A 21468-nucleotide genomic window follows, 5' to 3' on the forward strand; every position below is an offset into this window, starting at 1 on the left:
TCTCATCTCATCTCATCTCATCTCATCTCATCTCATCTCATCTCATCTCATCTCATCTCATCTTGAATCAATTAGAGTCACTTACTTGCACACCATAAGCGGGGTTATCGTGTGGGTAGAAAACAGTTTAGAAAGGAGCAAAAATGCCTCTTATGAATCGTCTGAATAGCAAGGGCTGTCGCAACATTGGGGGGGGGCAAATAGTATGATGGTGCCGGCTTGTACCTTCATTTTTATGTGCTGCGTTGGTGTGCTAAAAGCTCTTTTATACAGATTTTTTTGATTGGTTTTTCACTGTCAATGAGAGGGAGCTGCTTTTTATGAAGCAAGATCAAAGAGATCCGTGAAAGAGAGGAGGAGCAAGAGAGTTTCATCTTGAATTGGAAATAAAAAGAGAATTTATAGCAGAAGCTTTATTTTGTAGAGGAAATTATTATTCCTCTCATTTTTTTGGATGCAGAGGGTGAGTTTTCAGAAGTGATGTTAAGAAGGGTGCTTCATCTATTGAGTGAAATGATCTGCAAAAAGATTACTTGGAAAGAAAGTACTAAAAATAACGATATGGAGGCGTTTTGAGAGTTTATAGTGGTGAAAGAGCATAGAACTGCCTGTTTTTTAGAAGCTCTTGAAAGGATTAAGAAAATCCTATATAGTCATTCTTTGCAAAGAAAAGCGAATGATAATTGAGAGAGGGTAATCATTGATTATTTTAAAGTTATCTTTTTGAGATTATCGCGTGGCTATGTTCAGAGAGTGCTTTTTTGTGTGTTGTGTGAGACACTGTACGGGTGGGTAGTGAGAGCGCCAAGTGAAAAGCCAATCTTTCTGAAGAGATGTATACTGGTCCTGTGAGTGCCAAAAAGCATGGAGTGTTTCAGGTACGTCGTAAGGCTGAAGAATGAGGAGGATGAAATGTTGAAATCTTTAAGGAGCTGAACTGTTTCTATGCATCAAATTTTTGTTGGCATAGGTTGGTATCAACGCAATGTCGTTTTTATTGAAGGTAGGCGGAAAAAGTTTAGAGATTTCTGATATCTATCGCGTATTGATCATCCGTATAGTGGTTTGAAAATTTGCCGTATTTTGGCGAATTTGTATCGTGCCAATGGGGGTGGAGCAAGAAAAATACTTCAGAGAACGCGTTGAGAAGTGAATAGATATACGCTTTTAAGGATTGTCGTGCTTTTTGTTGGGGCAATGTTTGCACAATGAACTCAATTGAGTGTATCAGCATTGAAGAGAAGCTGTTTGATCTCCCTTATTTGAGAGCAAGATTGAACAATATTGTGGAAGGGGAAATAAAAATGTCTGTAATAGAATCCGGTGATGAGAGCTTTGCATCAAAAGCAAAGGTTCTAAATAATGATCTTATTGATCGTGATTGGGCAATGACAAAATTTGTCGCTGCTGTTAAAGGGTTGGCACAAGTGGTTGACTATGAAAGCAATATGCTCGAGAGCAGTAGTGTTCCAGATTATGAAGAAATAAATTTATGTAAAATACGTGGTTTACGTGACCTTAATAAATCTCTGAGTGATATAAAACGCTACATGAATGAAGATATTGTCAATGAGGTGGAAAATTTATTATCGGATTTACAGGGAAAATTACAGCGTAATAGTGAATTGCTTCAAAGCCATTTGAGTGCAGTAAACAACCTTTCGCAAGCTATGCAGGGGGGTGGTGGTATAAAAGAAACAGATTAATCCGCTCTTCTCTTTCGATCAATATGAGTACATTCATCAGTGATGAAAAGAATGATGGAGCGTGTGGATTTTGCCGAGAGAGTGCTTTAATCTCTTTTAAGTATTTGAATATTTGCTGTCATAATTTATTATTATTTTCCCGTTTTTAATTTTTATGTTGCAAAAAACTACCCCTTCCTATCAGGAAGCGATTTTGGAGAGGGGAAAAGGGCGTATTTTTTTTTGAATAGAAGAAGTCTTTTCCTGTCAGTGGTGTTTTGGGGCATTTTTTATAAGAGTGTTTTGAGAAAGAGAGATTAAAGAAAAAGCAGCACGCCGTGCTGCTTTACTGCTTTTACTTAAATTGATACTGTTTTTCTTTTAAAAATGATAACGTATTCCGCCAGAAAAATTGGTTCCAGAGACACCAGCTTTTTGGAGTTTCTGCCGATAGCTAATATCACCATGGAGGGCAATATTTTGAGAGAGAAAGGCATTGACACCGATGCCCCCTTCAATTGAAGAACCGGTAGGATCAAGATAAAATGCATCTGCAATCTTTATTGTTTTACTCTCACCAAAAGCTTTGAGAATATTCAGTTTACCATAGAAAGAAAAGGCATTGGTGTCTTCTTCTGTAGTGAGAGTTTGTGTCAAACGTCCACCAATCCGTATCAACCATTGATGTGGATTTCTCATATCAACTTCTAAACCATTGGCATCTGAGAATAGATCGAAAAAGAGATTTTGGTAAGTCAATTGCGCTTGTGGTTCAAACACCAGTCCCTTAGAACCCGTTGCTAATTTTTGACCAATGGTAGCAGAGACACTTAATGTTTCAGTCCCATCCAATTTGGCGGCATTGCCAACTAGAGCTGTCGTAATCTTTCCTTTTAGAGCTCCATAGGAAAGAAGGCCATTTATGTAGAGACCATTGTTGTGCTGAATGCTGCTGTAAGCCGTGATGGACCACTTATCAAGTGTCGTTTTTTCAGCATCTTGCATGCCCTCTGGAGTAAAAGAAAGTTTTCCATATGATCCTAAAAGACCAAAATGTGTACTGATATCTTCACCTTCTCGCGCGGCTAAGACGACACCGAGTTGTAAAGCCGCGTAGTTTACATCAGCATCATAACCGTAGTGTAGTGGGTCACGGTTAGAGAATAAGGTGACTTTCTCACCAAAGGAAGATAAGAAGATGCCGCTGTTTTTATTATTCTCTGCTCCAAACACGGTTGAACGCATATTATCTAAAAGGATGTTTTGGTTGTTGATATCGGTATATCCAGCAGAAAATAAAGCATTGGGCATGACCAAATAATTTGCGACCTGTGGCAAAAGTGCTCGGATCTTCTTATCCTTATCAAGGTAGGCGTTTTGCAAGCGAAAATCCCAGAAATTTTGATCATTTTTTCCAAAGAGGCTTTGATTTGCATGAGATGTTCCAGGTTTATAGGCCGCGAGTTCATATTTATAAGGCAAACCACCTATTGTCATATAATCTCCTGCTAGCTTGAAGGAATTTTCGTTCGCTTTTCCAGAAACTTGAATGACGGAAATTCCATGTGTTGCTGAAGGAATTGAAACCATGTGTTCTCCCCAAACAGAACGGCTATCGGTTATTTTTTTATCCTTTTGCAAAAGATTCATATGAACTATGGTTGTGCCTGATACATCTCCATGAATCACAACCCGATCGGTTTCTTGTTTTGTTACTGGAGAATTACCGCTCCACTTAGCGTTCAAATGTATTTCTGCGTTTCCTTTTGCACTATAAACCACTGAGGTATTGGCAGTGTCCTCTTTTTGATGGGGATGAGATCCTAAAAATAACGTTTGGTAATGTTTGCCTCTCGGCTTTTCAAACAGAAGAGTGCTGTCTGTGAGAGACAGTTCTGAAAGGTTAGAGTATGACTTTTCATCATTGCCAAATTGCGCATAAGGAGAAGACTCATCATCATTATTGATTGCGTTTTTATTGGCCTTTAAAAGCCATTTGGTGCCGTCTTTGAGATCAAAAATTGTTTTGCTCTCTCCTAAAGTTCTGACCCGCCCTTCCAAAAAGGAGTGACTTGCAGTCAATGTAAGGGGAGAGGCAGGGCCACTTTTATTTTTTAATAACATGTCAGCATGGATTTCTGAATTTTGGAGGCTGACTTGATTGTCGATATGCGATCCATAAACACCAATGCCAAGACCATGTTCAACAACAATCTTCGTATTTTCTAGGAGGATTCTGTTCGCAACGCGTTGCTCTTCTTGGACAGCATCGGCTTTTTCTTCAGCATTGTCTCTCTCTCGGTTTCTAGAGAGAGAGGATAGGTCATTTTTGAGAGCGATACCAGCTGCGTTATAACGGCCCGTAACATGGACGGTCGAATCCTTAAGCTTCATTGTTCCATTTGCACTTACTAAACCAGCTGTTTGTGCTGTGGCAACAATATCTGTCGCTTCAATCGTTCCGCCTCTTACTGTATTAAGGGCAACAAAATCTGCAGTTGCTGTTCCTCCTATCATCTTTAGGAGAGAATTTTTTTCCTCTACATCTATAGCAAAATACTTGTCGTAAATTTTAGGATGATGCAGGGTTACAGTTTTACCGTCTCGGACGACAACACCAGGTTGAAAACTCTCAATTGGTAAAAGTTTCCTAGACTGCTTTTCTGGTTGTTCTGGTATCGGTTTTTCAAGATCGGGTTTTACAGCCATTTCCTGTACAGATGATGGTTTAGCGGGCGCTGGTTTTGCAGATTCCCGCTCTGTAAGCTCTGGTTTTTCAGGCGTTGCTGATGCTGAATTTCTAGGCATTGATTGTGGAGGCATAGGAGGATTTTGTCGATTCTCTCCAGTGATAGAGTTTGTGGAAGGAAGAGAGGGAACGGGGCGTCTTCTCGATTTTGCGCCGTTTGTCGTTGCGGATTCTGGTTTATCTTCTGAGAGTTTAGGTGGAGTTTGCTCGACATTAGGGATAGCTATAGCATTTGGTATTTCTGTACCCATTGGAGCAATATAAAAATCTGGTATAGAAGAAGTTGTACCAATAGTTGTCGAACGTGTCAGTGGCGTTTCTTTATGGTTTTGAGAAGAAGTCCTTCCCGTTCCTCTAGAAGAATTTGCGTATGTTGTATAGTTTCTTGCGCTAGATCTATTTCTTGGAATTACAATTTCTGGAGGTTCAGGTACTAGTACTACAATGGTAGGAGCTGGAGTTGGAGATGTTGGTGTGGTTGTCGATCTCCCCTCTTCAAGATGTGTTCTTAAGTTACGAGAACGAGGTTGTACAGAGGAAAGATCTTCAGTTGATGATGGAGGAAGCGTTACAGAGAGGGCATAAGACAGGCTGGAAGAGTAAAAGAGAACTCCTGAAATTGTGTAGAGTAAGAAGCTTTTTTTCATCATTGAATATATCCCTAAACATCTGCTGCCCCCTCTCTTATTTTTTAACTCATTATGTTTCTTTTTAAATTACAGAAGGAAACATATAGGGCACTGTTTATATTTCAAGATGTGAATTAAAGTATTTTTAAAAACGATAGCGCATTCCAGCGGAAACATTTATTCCAGATACGCCAACCTTTTTGAGGTTATGTTGATAACTGAACTCGCCATGAAGCGCGATCTTGGGTGATACGTATGCATTAATACCAATTCCACCCTCAATGGCAGTTCCCATATCAGGAGTTTGTGAACTCTCATTCCTTTCTATAGTATTCTTATGGCTCAAAGTTTCGATAATGTATAATTTGCTAGAGAAGGATACGGCATGGCCTTTGTTTTGTGTTAAACGTCCACCAATCCGCAACACCCATTGATAAGGATTGCCGAGGTTAATTTTAGAGTTATCGGTCCCTAAAAGAGTGCCAAGCAGGAGACGTTGATAAATAAGCTGAGCTTGTGGCTCAATCGTTATTCCTTGAAAACTGGTTGGTAATTTCTGACCAACGGTGGCGGAGGCACTCAATGTTCTTGTGTCCTTTCCTCTTTTCGTCTTTCCGATGGAGCCAGTGGTGATCTTTCCCTTAAAAATTCCATAAGAGAGGAATGTACTTGCATAGACGCCGCTGTCATGCTCAATGTTTCCATAGGTAGTAAGGGACCATTTATCAATTATTGTTTTCTTAGCACCTTCTCTGCCTGTTGGGATGAAAGCGAGTTTCCCATATGTTCCCATAAGACCAAAATCTGTGGTGGTATTTTGATCTTCTCTTGTTGCGAATGGAACGCCTGCTTGTAAAGCAGTATAACCAATATCTGCATTCGCGCCATTTTGTGATGCATGAGGGGCGGCAAATAATTTGAGTTTGTTACCATAAGTCAATAAAAAAATCCCTTTTTCTTTATTATCTTTTGGTTCAAACATTGTTATGCGTCCATTGTCTAACACTATGTTTTGATTGCTTACATCAGCAAGTCCAGCGGCGAACATCGCATGAGGCATCACCAAAGAGCTTGCCATTTGTGGTGTGAGCGTTTTGGCTTCAGAAGCAGGAGAGGCCTGCGATAAGGTTGTGGTTTCTTTATCGTCCTTAAGCTTAGATGATTGTTCACTATTTGCGCTCGTTTGGTCAACAGATTCAACCTTTGAGGGCGAAGTCATAGATGCTTCTGGTGAAGTTTTAAGAGTGGCTGTCGATGATGAAGAAGGGGTGTTAGCACTTGGATCAAGACCAACATTTTGTTGCGTGTTTTTATTAATTTCAGGTTGTAGAGTCCTTTTATGATCTATTATCGGGGATGAATGATCCTTATCCTCATGTTGTGATGCATGAGTAGGCTGGAATTTATTGCTAGCCTGTTCTTTCCCTATATTGGGGTCAATGAGAGATGATTGATACTCTTTAGCTGAGGAAGAGGATATTTGCGTTTCTCCTTCTCTTGCCCTTTTTGTTGTCGTACCGGTGTCCCAAGCTTTTTTGACTTCTGCCCGTAAGGTATCGGACAGTGCCTTGTTTTGTCCTTGCAAAGCGTTATCCACTGCGATTGCTTTGTGCAGCATGTTCGCTTTATTTTGCAGCTCATTCCAGTCGCGATTGTCTTGCCTTACCCATTGTCTGCGCTGCGCATCAATACGACGCTGGTTATCGGCATCACGATTTACGGCATTTTGTAAAGCATTTGCAGCTGCATGGCTTTGTTGTCGTAAGGCTATCTCTGCTGCTTTTAATTGGTTCTGATTGCGTTTTGCAAGTATTGCATTGGCGAGCAGCATGTGCTGTAAGTCTTTATCATACTGATCTGCCATGGCACGGGCACGTGCATCACTGAGACTCTTTTGTAACGTATTTGTATGCGCACTAGAGCCATACATACCGCTTCCTACAAAATGGCTATTAACTCTCTTTTTTATATCATTCAATCCTTCTTGAAGTTGCTGACTGAAATACGAATTTGGTCCCATCATGCCACCAGATGCTATCTTCTCAAGCTGTTCATTTGTCGCTGTTGGAATGCTATACAAAACCTCATGATTATATTGTTTTGCCAAGGCATCTGCATATGCATTGTCAAGTTTTTTTAACGCATCGGCATGTGCACCAGATCCACCACGACCAGCAGCGGCGTAATAGCTGTTAATTTGATCTCTCCTTCGATTGAATTCATTTTGAATTGCTTCCTTGAAATATGGATTTTTTCCAACTGTACCAAAAGAATGTGTTGTTTGATGATTGTTTGTTGCCGCTCTTGGGTTGTTGTTCAAATCCCTTTGGGGATATTGATTATGGCTTGCTAGTGGATAGCGCGTTTGAGCATTTAAATCAGAGGCGTTGCTTGTATGTGTGAGGGTAAAATAACAAGAAAATAAAGCACAAGCGGTTGTCCATAAAAATAAAGGCTTCTTATGCATAAAGATGCTCCTTAATCTAGTGTCTTCTTTTTGATGAAAAGTGAATAATTTCTCGACGCATTATTTTTCGTCATGCGCAAAACAGAAACAGCGCCGTTTATCCTTCAGCGCTGCCTTTATTTTAAAAAATCAGATCAAAGTCTTTTAGAAACGGTATTGCACTCCACCAGAGAAACTCATTCCAGAAATACCGGATTTTTGGAGTTTCTGTTGGTAATTAACATCGGCATGAAGCACAACATTTTGTGATAAATGCGCGCTAACACCAAGACCACCTTCAAGAGAAGATCCCATAGTATTAAGGTGGAAAGTGTCACCAATTTGTATCGTGCTGTTATCACCAAATGCTTTCAGGAGATTCAGCTTACCATAGAAAGAAAAGGTATTGTTTTTTTCAGTAGGCATTATCATTTGCGTTAAGCGCCCACCAATACGCACCAACCATTGATGAGGATTACCCATATTGACTTCAAAACCATCGACATCAGAGAGAGTGCCAAACATGAGACGCTGATAAACAAGCTGTGCTTGTGGCTCAAAAATCAATCCTTCAACACCCGTTGCCAATTTCTGTCCAACGGTGGCAGAAGCACTCAATGTTTTTGTATTATCTACTTTTGCGGTATTTCCAATGAGGGCAGTGGTGATATTTCCCTTTAAAGCTCCATAGGAAAAGAGTGCATTGAGATATATGCTCTTGTTATATTGGAGGCTACCATATGCAGCAAGGGACCATTTATCTAGTGTACTCTTTGCAGAGCCTTCCATATCTTTTGGAGTGAAAGCTAGTTTTCCATATGACCCCATAAGACCAAAGTTTGTGATGGTATTTTGATCTTCTATGGATGCTAATGTCACGCCTGCTTGTAAGGCAGCATAGTGAATGTCAGCACCATAGCCATATTGCAATGGATCGCGGTTAGAAGATAATGTATGCTTATCACCATAAGCAGAGAAGGAGATCCCTTTATTTTTGTTATTTTGCATTTCAACTGCTGTTGATTGCATATTTTCTAACAATGTATTTTGATTATTTACATCGGAAAATCCAGCAGAGAATACAGTGCTAGGCATTACCAAATAACTTGCTACTTGCGGAACAAGGGCTCTGATTTTCGCTTCAGGATCCAACGTGGCTTTTTGCAAACGGAAATCCCAAAAATTTCCATTCTCTTCTAAGAAGCTTTCTGTAATATCCGCTTCTCCATGGCTGGATGTTGGTCCATAGGCATTCAGTGAATATTTATAAGGTAATCCACCTATTGTGGCATAGCCATTTGCAAGTCTGAAGGAGTTTTCATCGGCTTTTCCAGAAACTTGAACGAGTGAAAGACCACGCATATTCGAGGGGATAGAATCCTCAACTTTCATTTCTTCTATACTCGCATCCTTTGAAAGGCTGTTGAAATGAATTTTTGTGGTACCGGATACATCACCATAAATGAAAAGACGATCAGTTTTTTGTTGTTCTTTTGGTACTCCATTACTCCATTTAGTGTTAAAATAAATCTTTGCATCCCCTGTCGCATTATAAACTGTTGCTATCTTGGAGCCTTGATTTATTTGCAATTCGGGTTTTTCAGCTTGTATTCCTCTTCCCAAAGTCAAGGTTTGATGATGGTAGTGGGTCCGTGCATTCGGTACATTAAATATAACAGAGCTATTATTAAGGTTTAGTGCTGAAATGTTAGATTGCGCTCGTTGATTAATGTCAAGAAGAGTGTAGTTAAATACGCTACCATCTCTATCTACTTCTCTTTGACTAACCTTTAAGTACCATTTACTATTATTTTTTAGAGTAAAAACTGTCGTGTGTTTTTGTACTCCTCGTGCTCGTCCTTCCAAAATGGAATTATCAGCCGTTAATTTAAGAGAAGCGGGACCAATGTCTGGTGAACTGTCATTTCTCAATAACATATCGGTACGAAATTCCGAATTCTTAAGTTCAATCTCAGCATCTACATATGGTCCTAAAATACCAATACCATCTCTTACCAAGAGTTTTGTATTAGTAAGGATTGCTTTGTTGAATTTCTTCCCTCCTGCCTCTAAAAAAGATTTTGTGGGTTTAGCAAAAACAAAACCGTACCCATAGTGGTTCCCTTTGACATTTATGATTGAATCTTCAATATTCATTATACCGGTTGAAAAACTCAAACCTTGTACCAATGAAGATGCTATAACTTCCTTAGCATTAATGCGTCCACCATCTGCTACACTTAAGGCTGTCGTTTCTGAGTCTACTATTGATTTTGTAATTGTAGCAACAGCTTCTGGCTCACTAGCAATTGCTGCAGTGTACTTACCACGGATAATGGCGTTGTTAAAACTTTCTTCCCCCTTTTTAACAGCAACTGAGGGAAGCTCACGAAAAGGAGGATCTGCGTAAGCCAAATTGAAATGAGAGAAAAGAAACGTTCCAGCAATTGTACACAATAAAGTTTTCTTCTTATACATAAATATGCCCTTAATGTTGGTATGCCTTTGATGTTTATTGCATTCCCCTCATGGTGCAAGTAGTGAGAAGGTATTTATATCATTATGTTTTTCTTGTAAAGAACAAAACAAGTTATAGCATGGTGTTCTCTATAGTTTAAAAATCTTCTTTAGAAAATCTTGAAAAAGCTTGTTCAAACTAGTGGAAAAACAGATTTAAAAAACGAGTTTGATGAATTTGTATTCATTAATCGAATTGCCATAAAGACAATATTCAAAAATATTAGGCATTACTGCTCAAAGCTTTTTTTATTAAAAATCTAAAGGATTGAAGGGGAAGATATTGCTTTATGAACTACTACCAAAAATGAGTACAACCAAAATTTTGAGAAAATCATTCGAATGTAGAATCAGCAAAGAGGGGTGAGTATGTAGAAGCTAGGAGGGGAATGTCATACTTTGAAAACAAATCGACATATTGATTTATAAAGATAAATAATTGTTTTTCAATTTATATTATAACTCCAAATATTGTAAGGTTCTCTCATTTCAAATCATTCCATTTTGAATCAAGTAAAATCACTCGCTTATATGTCACTAAGTGGGGTTAGCGTGTGGGTAAAAAACTCAAAAGAAAGGAGTAAAAATGCTCCTTATGAATTGTCTTAATACAAAGGTTGTCGCAACATTGGGGGCCGGTAAATATAATGATGGTGCCGACTTGTTACTTCATAAGTGTAAAACAAAGAAATGCAGATAGTTTGCATTTTTTATTGGTAAAAAGGAAAGAGGGCTGTGACGCTGAAATTCAGATTTACAAACTAACAAGGGCAACACAGAGTGCTGCCCTTGTTAGTAAAGTGTATAGAATAATATACGCTTATTTCTACAATCTTGCTTTAAAAGTGATAGCGTACTCCACCAGAGAAACTTGCTCCCGAGATTCCGGTTTTTTGAAGTTTTTGTTGGTAACTCATATCACCATGTAGAGAGAAATTGTGGGAGAGTTGCGCATTGATGCCAACGCCGCCTTCAAGGGCAGGTCCCATAGGATCAAGGTCAAAGTCTCTACCAATATGAATGGTACCATCATCCCCAAAAGTTTTGATAAAGTTTACTTTTCCATACAAAGATACAGGACGGTTGTTTTCAGTGGCAATGGCTTTTGTCACGCGTCCACCAACACGGATCAACCATTGAGAAGGATTGTTTATATCAATGGTGAAATTATCAGCATCTTCAATGGGTTTAAACATCAAATGTTGATAGGCAAGTTGTGCTTGCGGTTCAAAGGTTAAGCCTTCCATTCCGGTGGCAAATTGTTTGCCAATGGTGCTAGAGAGACTGAATATTTTGGCATCGTTTAACTTTGCTGTTTTGCCCCTGATGGCATTGCCGATCTCGCCTTTTATAACTCCATAGGATAACAGAGTATCAAGATAGAAACCATTGTCATGCTGTAGGCTTGCATAGGCTGTCAGAGACCATTTATCCACTGTGCTCTTACTGACATCTGCTATATCCTTTGGAGTGAAGGACAGTTGTCCATAGGTTCCTAAAAGACCAAAACGAGTATTGACGTTTTGTCTCTCAATTGGTGCCAAAGTCACACCAGCTTGGAGAGCCGCATAGCGAATATCGGCGCCATAACCATATTTGAGAGGACCACGTTCAGAGGATAATGTTCCTGTGCTTCCATAGGTGTAGAGGAAGAAACCGGTGTTTTTCTCTTCTTTCTTTTCTGGGATGGATATTCTGATATTAGCTAAAAGTGCGTTTTGCTTGGCCATATCGGTTAATCCCGTGTAGAAGAGAGCATTTGGCATGACCAAATAGTTTGCCGTTTGTGGGACAGGGGCAGCTATAGCACCACCAGAGCCACCACTGGAGCTTGAATTACCACTAGGATCGGTTAGCAGTTCAGGTTGTAACCGGAAATCCCAGAAGTTTTCATTTTTTTCATCCAATAGGTTTTGCGCAATATCGGCTTTCCCATGGCTTGAGTCTGGTCCATAGGCACGGAGTGTATACATATCTGGTAAACCACTTCTTGTAGTATAGCCATTTACTAATTTAAAGGAGTCTTCTTGTGCTTTTCCAGAGACTTGAATAAGTGAAAGACCACGTCCATTGGCAGCGGCAGAGGTATTTTCTTCAACATTGTTCTCTCCTAAGCGCCTTGTGACATAAACCGCTGTCGTTCCAGATACATCACCATTGATCAAAAGTCTGTCGGTTTTTTGATCGGCACTTGCTACACCATCACTCCATTCAGTATTGAAGTAAATCTTCGCTTCCCCTGTTGCCTTGTAGACTTCTTGTGTGTCTGGTTTACCAGACCCTATGTGCAATGTGTGATAATGCTCTTCTGTTGGACCATTAAAAATAACAGAGCTGTTGTTGAGATTAAGAACAGAAACATCAGAACGTGATCTTTGCGCAATATCAAGCAGATTGCCGTCCTCATCTTTTTCTTTCGTGCTGTTTTTTAATGTCCATGTGGTATTGTTTAAATCAAAGTGTACATTTCTGTCTTTAGCAATATTCGCTCTACCCTCTAGGGTAGAATGGTCTGCGGCTAATGTGAAGGTGCCATTGGATGTTACTTTAAAATCTTTCTCCTCGAACAAATTTTTATTCCAAACAATATTATCCTTTAATAAAATATCCGCATGGATTTTTGATTTATTAAGCTTGACTGTACCGATTGATAAGTCTTGAGTCTTTTCAATGTTATTTTTACTGAGAGCTCCCATGAGAATTGCTGAACCATTTTCAACGTGAATATCAGCATTGGTTAAATTGATTTCATTGCTTTGATATTTTTGTGGATTATCTGGTTTATCTTTATCAACCTCAGAGAGAGTTAAGAACTGTAAGCCACCAATTCCTGCTGTTATAGAAACATTTTGGAGATCAATTTGTCCACCCGCTGCTACCCTTAGTGCAACTTTTTTTGCTGCTATTTCATTTTCTAATTGACTCTGTGTTGTTTCACTATCACCATTCACCATTTTAACTGTGCTATTATTTGCTGCACCAAGGCCAATATCAAAATTTTCAATGGTTGTTTTACCATTTAATTCAATGACACTACCAGATTCATAACTGCCTACACCAGTAGTGATTTCTTTACTTTCACCACCGATTATGATTAAATCTCCGCTAATGATTTTACTTCCGCCGTCTGCGTAAAAACCTTCATCAACATTTTTAATGATTGTTTTGCCTGTTAACTTAATTTCACTACCAGAGCCTGATGTCCATATGCCAGAGCGTTCTGTGTCGAGATTTTTATCGCCTAGTTTTTCATTTGTTACTTCACCACCTATTACTGTTAAATTTTCGCTGGTAATTTTACCACCATCAACGGCTTCAAGTCCGTTTAAAGTATTGTTAATTGTTGTATAGCCATGCAATTGAATTGTGCTGTTCTTGCCAGCAAATGCACCGCCTCCTTTGCCCTCTGTTATTAGAGAAACATTCGTAACTTCAATCTGTCCGCTTTTTTCCGCAGATAATGCAGATTTTTCATTTTTTGTTGTTACTGTTCCGCCTGCCATTGTGATCTGAGATTCTGAACCCTCTGCATGGAGGCCACTGCCTTCAGAGGATGTGATTGTAGCACTGTCTTTTAATATAATAGTGCTGTTGCTTCCAGCATATACACCATCAGCTTTTCCATAGAATGATCCTCCAGAAACTGTTACTGTCGAATGATCATTGGCAACTATGGCATTTTTGGCTTGAGTGACAGTGACATTTTTTAAAGTGACTGTACTGTTTTGGTCTGCTTCTATTCCAGAGTTTAGAAGCACATCATCTTTAGCACTTGATATTGTTACATTTTCTAGATGATTTTTATCGCTGTCACTGCTCTCGAATTGCGCACCGCTGGAGAAAGCTTTAATGCTTCCCCCAATCATACTGATTGCGCCTTTGTCGCTTGCTGTAAGCCCGATGTTAGCATCATTAATCGCGGTCTTTTCTCCTAGCAATTCAATGATACTACCAGAGTCGGTAGAAAGTGCACCGACTGATCTATCACTCTCATCTGTTGTTTTTAAAGATACATTTGTGCCCGTAATCTGTCCGCCATCTTCAGCAACCAGTGCATGACCTTTCCCTGTGACACTCCCGCTTGTCATTGTGATGGTGGAGCCTTGGTCTATTGCATGGAGGCCAACTTGATCAGAGGATGTAATTTGCGCATTGTCGGTTAAAAGAATGGTGCTGCCCTTTGCAGCTTCTATTGTGCCCTTTTTTGCATCAAATGATCCTCCAGAGATTGTTACTGTCGAATGATCATTGGCAACTATGGCATTTTCTGCTTGAGTGACAGTGACATCTTTTAACGTGACTGCACTGTTTTGGTTTGCGTTTATTCCATTGATTAAGAGCGCATCGTCTTTACCACTTGATATTGTTACATTTTCTAGATGATTTTTATCGCTGTCACTGTTCTTAAAGGTAGCACCATTGTAGGCAGCTTTAATGCTTCCTCCAGTCATACTGATTGTGCCATTGTCATATGTATAGAGTCCACTGTCATTAGATGATGTAATTTGCACATTGTCGGTTAGAATAATGGTACTGCCCTTTGCAGCTTCTATTGTGATCTCTTTTGCATCAAATGATCCTCCAGAGATTGTTACTGTCGACTTATCATCTGCAATGATAGCACTTTTGGCTTGAGTGACAGTGACATCTTTTAACGTGACTGCACTGTTTTGGTTTGCGTTTATTCCAGCGGTTAGGAGCGCATCATCTTTACCGCTTGATATTGTTACATTTTCTAGATGATTTTTATTGCTGTTACTGTTGAAGAAACCAGCACCACCTAGAGAAGCTGTAATTTCCCCCCCAATTATGCTGATTGCACCACTATCTTGTGCGGCAATACCGGCTTGACTATCACTAATCGTGGCGTTTCTTAACTCAATCACACTGTCCATACCACTAGAAAGTGCACCCAATATATCCGGAACTACAATACTATTGCCTGTAGTATTTTCATTAGATTGAGCTCCCGGTGTTTTTCCAGTTCTCTTTGTTTTTAGAATAACATCTGTGGCTGTAATATGTCCGCCGCCTGTTGTACTCAAAGCTACTTTGTTCCCAGTTACGTTTCCTCCGGTTATCTCTATTATGCCATTGTCATCCGCATAGAGTCCAGCGTTCTCAGAGGATGTAATTTCCTTAACATCTTTTAAAATAACAGTACTACCATTTTGAGAATCTATTGTTGCACCTTTCGTTTTAAATGAACCTCCAGAGACTGTTACTGTCGAATGATTATTTGCAACTATGGCATGCGCTGCTTGAGTGATAGTTATATCTTTTAAAGTGACTTTACTGCTTTGGTTTGCTTCTATTCCATTGACTAGGAGCGCATCATCTTTACCGCTTGATATTTCTACATTTTCTAGATGATTTTCATCGCTGTTACTGTTCGAGAAGAGAGCACCAGCCTTTGAAGCTTTAATACTTCCTCCAGTCATGCTGATTGCGCCATTGTCACTTGCTTCAAGACCGATTATACTATCAGTAATCGTAGTCTTGTCTCCATGCAGTTCAATCAAACTGTTAGGTTTTTTAGAAAATACACCCAATCCATATTTGACGCCAGCGTCCTCAGCTTGCGGATCTATTTCGTTTACTTTTAAAGATACATTTGTCGCTATAATATGTCCACCGCTTGCTGCTCCCAATGCTGTTTTTTTCCCAGTTACGTTTCCTCCGGTTATCTCTATTATGCCATTGTCATATGCATAGAGTCCAACGCTCCCAGAGGATGTAATTTGCGCATTGTCGGTTAAAAGAATGGTGCTGCCCTTTGCAGCAGTTATTGCGTTCTTTGTTGCATCAAATGATCCTCCAGAGACTGTTACTGTCGACTGATTCTTTGCAGATATGGCAAATTGTGCTTGCGTGACAGTGACATCTTTTAAAGCGGCTTTACTGTTTTTGTCTGCGTTTATTCCAACAACAAGGAGCGCATCGTTATTACCACTTGATATTTCTACATTTTCCAGTTTGTTTTTGTCACTCTTACTGTTTAAGAAACCAGCACCAGAATTAGAAGCTGTAATTTTCCCCCTAGTCATGCTGATTATGCCATTATTTTTTGCTGCAAGCCCAACTTTAACATCACTAATCTGGGTATTGTTCACTTCAATCACACTGTCCTTGTCTATAGAAAGTGCACCGAAGTGATCTTTATATTTAGTGCCTGTGGTTGGTGCATTTGTTTCAGAACTATTTGTTTTTAGAGTAACATTTGTAACTGTAATATGTCCGCCGCCTGTTACACCCAAGGCTGCTTTTTCTCCAGTTACACTTCCTTCCGTCATTGTGATGGTGGATTGTGTTTCTGCTGCGAGGCCAACACTCTTAGATGATGTAATTTTTGCATTGCCGGTTACAAGAATGGTGCTGCCGATTGCAGAAACTATTGCGTCTTGTATTGCATCAAATGATCCTCCAGAGACTGTTACTGTCGACTTATTCCTTGCAGTTATGGTATTGTTTGCTTCAGTGATAGTAACACCTTCTAAAGTGACTGTACTGTTTTTGTCTGCCATCACTCCATATGTCTGTGGTGCCCTGTCTTTATCAATCGATATGGTCACATCTTTTAGTTTGTTTTCTTTGTTATTATTGTTCCAGAAAAGAGCACCAGTATCGGAAACTGTAATGGCTCCCCCAGTCATTTGAAAGTTAGCACCGTTTTTTGCTTCAACGCCTAAAGAAATGACAGAATCAGTTCCTTTAATAGTTGTATCTTTCTGGAAGATAATCGCACTTTCAGCACCTTCAACTGTTACAGCAAAGGCACCCGTGTTTGAACTTGAGTTTATCTCTTTATTTCCAACGACAGTTAAATGATTGCCGATGACTTTACCGCTGCCTTGTGCGTGAATAGTTTCATAGGTTTTCTCAGATAAGGTCTGTTGTTCCCCAGACGTTTCAAGGATTTCAGCATGTGCATTGAACTGGATATTAAACAACAAGATAGCTGCTGTCGCTGTATACGACAGAAGATATTTTTTATACATCAGAATTCTCCTTATAAACGTCCCCAAATATTCATTTCCCCGCTAACTTCATAAGAGAGAAGTGAAAATGTATAATTGTTTTAACCTAATAATATTGACTGCGTATCATTTGGGTAAGATGTTTTTGCTTCATTGTCAAATTTAAAAGTAATTAATACTAAATGATTGTAACTGTTTATATTTATTTCAAACTGTATTTATTAAATTTAATTTTTTGTATTTTATTTATACAATGTTATTTAATATTTTAAATAATTTCTTTTTATTAACTGATGTATGAAAAAATCTTAAATGTATTTTTAGTTTTTCCTTACAGGTGCTGACTGCTTAGGTATATCCTAATATTCGCTTTTATTTTATAAAATACTGACATTTGCTAGGTTCTCTTTAAAGGTTTGCTTTCTGATAACCGGTTGTTTCATCATATGTCTTTGAAACAGACGCATCTCTAGCTTCCACTATTAACCAATGAAATGCTTCAAGAACAAAGCTTGATATTTTTATGTACCTTTCTTTGAAGAAATATTGTTTTTCAGAAACTTTACGTTAAAATATATAACGTTTTTATGATATTCATTTATGAGATATAAAGTTGAATATATGGTTGTCATCATCATTATTTTGTTCTGAAAAAACAAAAGATGAAAGGCTTCAGAGTGCGTTAATAAATTGGTCTATAAAAGAAAAATTTCTTGCAAAACATATATCACGATCATTATGCTTAAACCGCAACCATGACGTTTAAACTCTGGTGATCCCAATGGAGTACCAAATAGGGGGCATGGTTCAAGATAAATGAGTAGGTTGCCAATGTGATAAAAGAGTAGAAGGTTGTTTTTCATATTGTTAAGGCTGACTTGACACAGCTTGGTCAACAAAAAACTATGACGATTATCAAAATATCTATAAAAACCTCGGCGCACCTCTCTATGAGGAGTTAGGCAATCACCATTCTGCTAAGAATATTAGTAAGTGTACAATCCTGAAGCATTCAATTTTTATAACGATGTGTGTGCTATAAGTGCCATTTTAAGAATGGTGCCTGAAATCAAAAACATCGTAGTCTGTTCTGTTATTTTAGTACAGATATTCGTGAAAGTTCATTTCCTGTTTCGAGTGGAAATATTCATACTCTCAAGGAGAGCTTAAGTTATTTTGGGGACTGTGGAGATCCTCACTCTCTGTAACTTTATAATTATCGAAATTATACGGTATGCTTGGGGGATCGTTTATGGAGATGAAAAATCAATAAATTTTTGGATGAGCTTAAAGAAGATTTAGCAGTTGTTGATGAGAGAGGTAACGTGACAATCATCAATTTTCATGATACTCGTGTGGCATCTATTGATGGTGAGTTCTTTTTTTCTCGTAAAAAACTAGGGATTAGGTTTTATTTAAGTCAATCATGACTCCCTATAATGTCAAAGCAATCTTAACGAGATATATCCATTATCAATTCTGTTTCTGCGCAAAAATGGTGAAGTCTTTGGGAAAATTCATGTTTACACAGCTGGTGCATTCTGCAATAGAGATTATTATCTTATAGATATGAAAAGAAAAACTCTTCACGTTAAAGCTTATAATGGAGAGATAGAAAAAACTTTTTAATATTAAAAATCTTGATCTTATTGGAATAAGATACACAAGTTTCTGTAATCCGCAGTAAATTATAATAAAATTTGCTTCTTACTGAAAGCATGAGAGAAAAAGCACACTGTATCAGAAATTTGCAAAGTAATGCTTATTATTTAACTCTTGCTCTCTAATGCATGAAACGAAAAGGACATTTTGTTACTTGTCTTTTTTAGCTGCTCTCATTTCCCTTTATGCTTAAACATATAAGCTCTAATGCACTTGTCGAGTCTTTATTATGCAATATGGTTCGGGTTCATTGATGAGTAGATCCATGTATTGAGAACTCTCTGTTTACTGTGAAGAGAGTGCCAACGGTTCTTTAAAAGCTTTTAAAATGTTCATTTTAGAAAGACTTTGGCTGGTTTGCACATTGTCTATCTTTCCAAAAATGTTTTTCTTATCGTAAAAGAGATTTCCTACGTTTTCTTAGCGTGAAGAAGATACGCTTTTTGTAAAGTAAATAGGCATTTTTGATGATTTTAGCAGAGTTTTTTAAAATATCCCTCAATGCATCAATCATTTTTGCTATTCTTTATAAATAAGAAAAAGAACCTGTTTTAAAAAGAGAAAAGAACAAAGTTTTGCTGTGCCCAAAATAAAATTTTCTAACAAAAGAATTAAAAGATGAAAAAATCCTCCCTGCTTTAATTTACCAAAGAACTATAGTTTTATCACTTTTGTCAACACGGACTGCTATCATAGCCAACATATTTAGAAAATATCATATCCAAGATGTTTTTCTAAAACTTAAATCGCTAAAAATAAAAGTGCCACTTTGAAAAGATACGCACCTTATGCAATAAGATGCGCTCTTCTTATCAAAATTATCTTTATTTACTCATTTTAATTAATGGAACATGACATCCAATTGTAACCACTGTGCTGTTTCGGATCAAGATCACGACAAGAATTTCTCAATCCCATAGCTAAAAGAAGCGAACGATTACGCTTTTGAATTTGGAATCTGTCCGTTCTATATGAAAAGAGGTTTCTCCTTTTAGGAACAATAATTTTTTTAAGAATTTCTCTCTCCCGCTTTCCAAGATTACCTTGTTTTGCCATCTTTTCTATCAACTGATCAGTTTTACTTCCCTACCCATTTCCTACCGGCAGTGCACTAGCTGTTCATTGGAGATAGGAGAGAAAACAAGGTTGCAGCTAAAATAATATGTTTCACGAAACAAACTCCTTTAAACTCATAAATTATTTTATTTAAACTAATGATTGACTATTATGCGTAAAGATTAGAGCACATTATGGATGGGGCCGGTAACAAGTAAATTATAGTTTGTCAACAATATTCGATCATTAGATTAAGTATGTTAACATCTACTATGGTAAGGGATTTTTTATAAAAAGAATGCCTGATGATTACATGACTGGTGCTGAACGTGAAAAATTGTAAGCAGGTAATTTAAATTAAGGTGATATTTATGTTGCTGAAGCAGAGGCTGTGCTGCTAAAGTATGTGCTGTTAAAGTTAATGGCTGTCAAGCAGTGGAGGAATGGTTGGCTATGGTCGAATTACCCAGCCATATCGTTCATTTTTTTTAAATCGGTATGGAGCACTATTTATTCGTGATATGGGGTTTCTTATAAAAATACTGATAAGGAATATAGTCCGTATTAGTTAAATAAAGATTTTCTAATACAATGTATCGATTTTTACTGAAAGTAGTGTGATCTATAAAGGGCATCTTTTATTAGCCATGTTTGCTCATATGTGCTAGAAACTCAAACCACTCCGATTGATATATTAAAATTATTACCTCTTGATTCTGTTTTGAAAAAACATATTCTTGGTGAATATATTGATACAATGTCAGATAGAGGGTATGTTGATACATGTGGTTTGATGGTAGGATTTGCGCTAAATGAGAAGAGGTAGAGTCAGGAAGAAATATTTGATAACTTATTTCTTTTATTAGTTATTTTCCATTCTTCAATGTGTGTTCCATCCAAAATGAATTTTGATACCTAAAAATTGCAAAAAGAACGAAAAATGCCAAAAATTAGAATTTTGCACTAAAAATAAGAAAAGGCTGTGAAAGTCCAGAAAACCAGCTTTGAAGACCCTTTGAAAAAAATGAAGCAAAAAGTGTAATCACCTTCAAAATCAGCCCAAAATGACCAAAAAAGCAAAATAGAAATGCGCCGTATGGCGCATTTCTATTTTTATCTCATATAATCTTTTAAAAACAATAAGTTAATTTATTTTATTAATGTAAGGAGAAACGCGCCTACATTTTTCCTTTTAAAGGGACATTAGGCCATATTTTGTGTGGTTGTTAGATGTGCTTTTTCAGCTTCAATTTGTCGCTTTAAATGTAATTTTAGAAGAGGAAAAGTCGCTTCGACTTCTTCTGGGTCATTGATGTTTTGAACAAGCTCTTGCAACTTTATACAAAGCTCTGCCGCTAATTCCGCTATATCTTCAGGGGGGAGTTTTATTTTTGCGTCGCGATAGGTTGTATAAGCTATGCGACCGAGCTTTTTCATGAGTCCAGGAGGGATAGTCTGTGGTTTAAAACCCGCTGCTTTTGCCTTTGCCATGTCACTGAACATTTCACCTTCACCCGTAACAAGCCAATGAGGGTTAATGTTATAGACTCTATGATAGGCGTTAATTGCTGAGGATGTTGGTTCGTGTGCTCCGATTTCATAATTGGCAAGGGTATTGCGTTGTAAATTAAGGCGTTGTGCAAAAATTCCACGCTCTTCGTTTCCGAGTACTCGTCGTACTTCACGTAGCCGTTTTGCCAGTTCTGTTTGTGGTTCTCTTTCAGGGCGTGCCAAAAAAATTACTCCA

General features: G+C 38.1%; 6 protein-coding genes. 1 reads left to right on the forward strand and 5 read right to left on the reverse strand.

The annotated features are described in order from the left end of the window. Positions 1–1304 precede the first annotated feature (1304 nt). Positions 1305–1706, forward strand: a complete 402-nt coding sequence (locus AC0QT1_RS07305; protein WP_473200691.1) for a flagellar protein FlgN — start codon at positions 1305–1307, stop codon at positions 1704–1706. Between the two features lie 360 nt (positions 1707–2066). Here the strand turns inward: AC0QT1_RS07305 and AC0QT1_RS07310 are convergent, their stop codons facing one another. The 5 genes from AC0QT1_RS07310 to AC0QT1_RS07330 form a co-directional block, all read right to left on the reverse strand. Beyond that, entirely contained in the window at positions 2067–5081 is a 3015-nt protein-coding gene (locus AC0QT1_RS07310; protein WP_473201990.1) for an autotransporter family protein, read from the reverse strand. 127 nt (positions 5082–5208) lie between these two features. After that, complete coding sequence (locus tag AC0QT1_RS07315; protein WP_473201985.1) at positions 5209–7530, reverse strand: autotransporter outer membrane beta-barrel domain-containing protein; 2322 nt, start codon at positions 7528–7530, stop codon at positions 5209–5211. A 144-nt stretch (positions 7531–7674) separates the two neighbouring features. Next, positions 7675–9987 carry an autotransporter family protein gene (locus AC0QT1_RS07320; protein WP_473201986.1) on the reverse strand — a complete coding sequence of 771 codons (2313 nt, stop codon included), beginning with the start codon at positions 9985–9987 and terminating at the stop codon, positions 7675–7677. A gap of 878 nt (positions 9988–10865) precedes the next feature. After that, entirely contained in the window at positions 10866–17024 is a 6159-nt protein-coding gene (locus tag AC0QT1_RS07325; RefSeq protein WP_473201987.1) for an autotransporter outer membrane beta-barrel domain-containing protein, read from the reverse strand. 3900 nt (positions 17025–20924) lie between these two features. Further along, the gene (locus AC0QT1_RS07330) at positions 20925–21455 is read right to left on the reverse strand and encodes a helix-turn-helix domain-containing protein (RefSeq protein ID WP_473201988.1); all 531 of its coding nucleotides are present in this window, start codon (positions 21453–21455) and stop codon (positions 20925–20927) included. Positions 21456–21468: the final 13 nt, after the last annotated feature.

Source organism: Bartonella sp. P12B, from assembly GCF_055796185.1.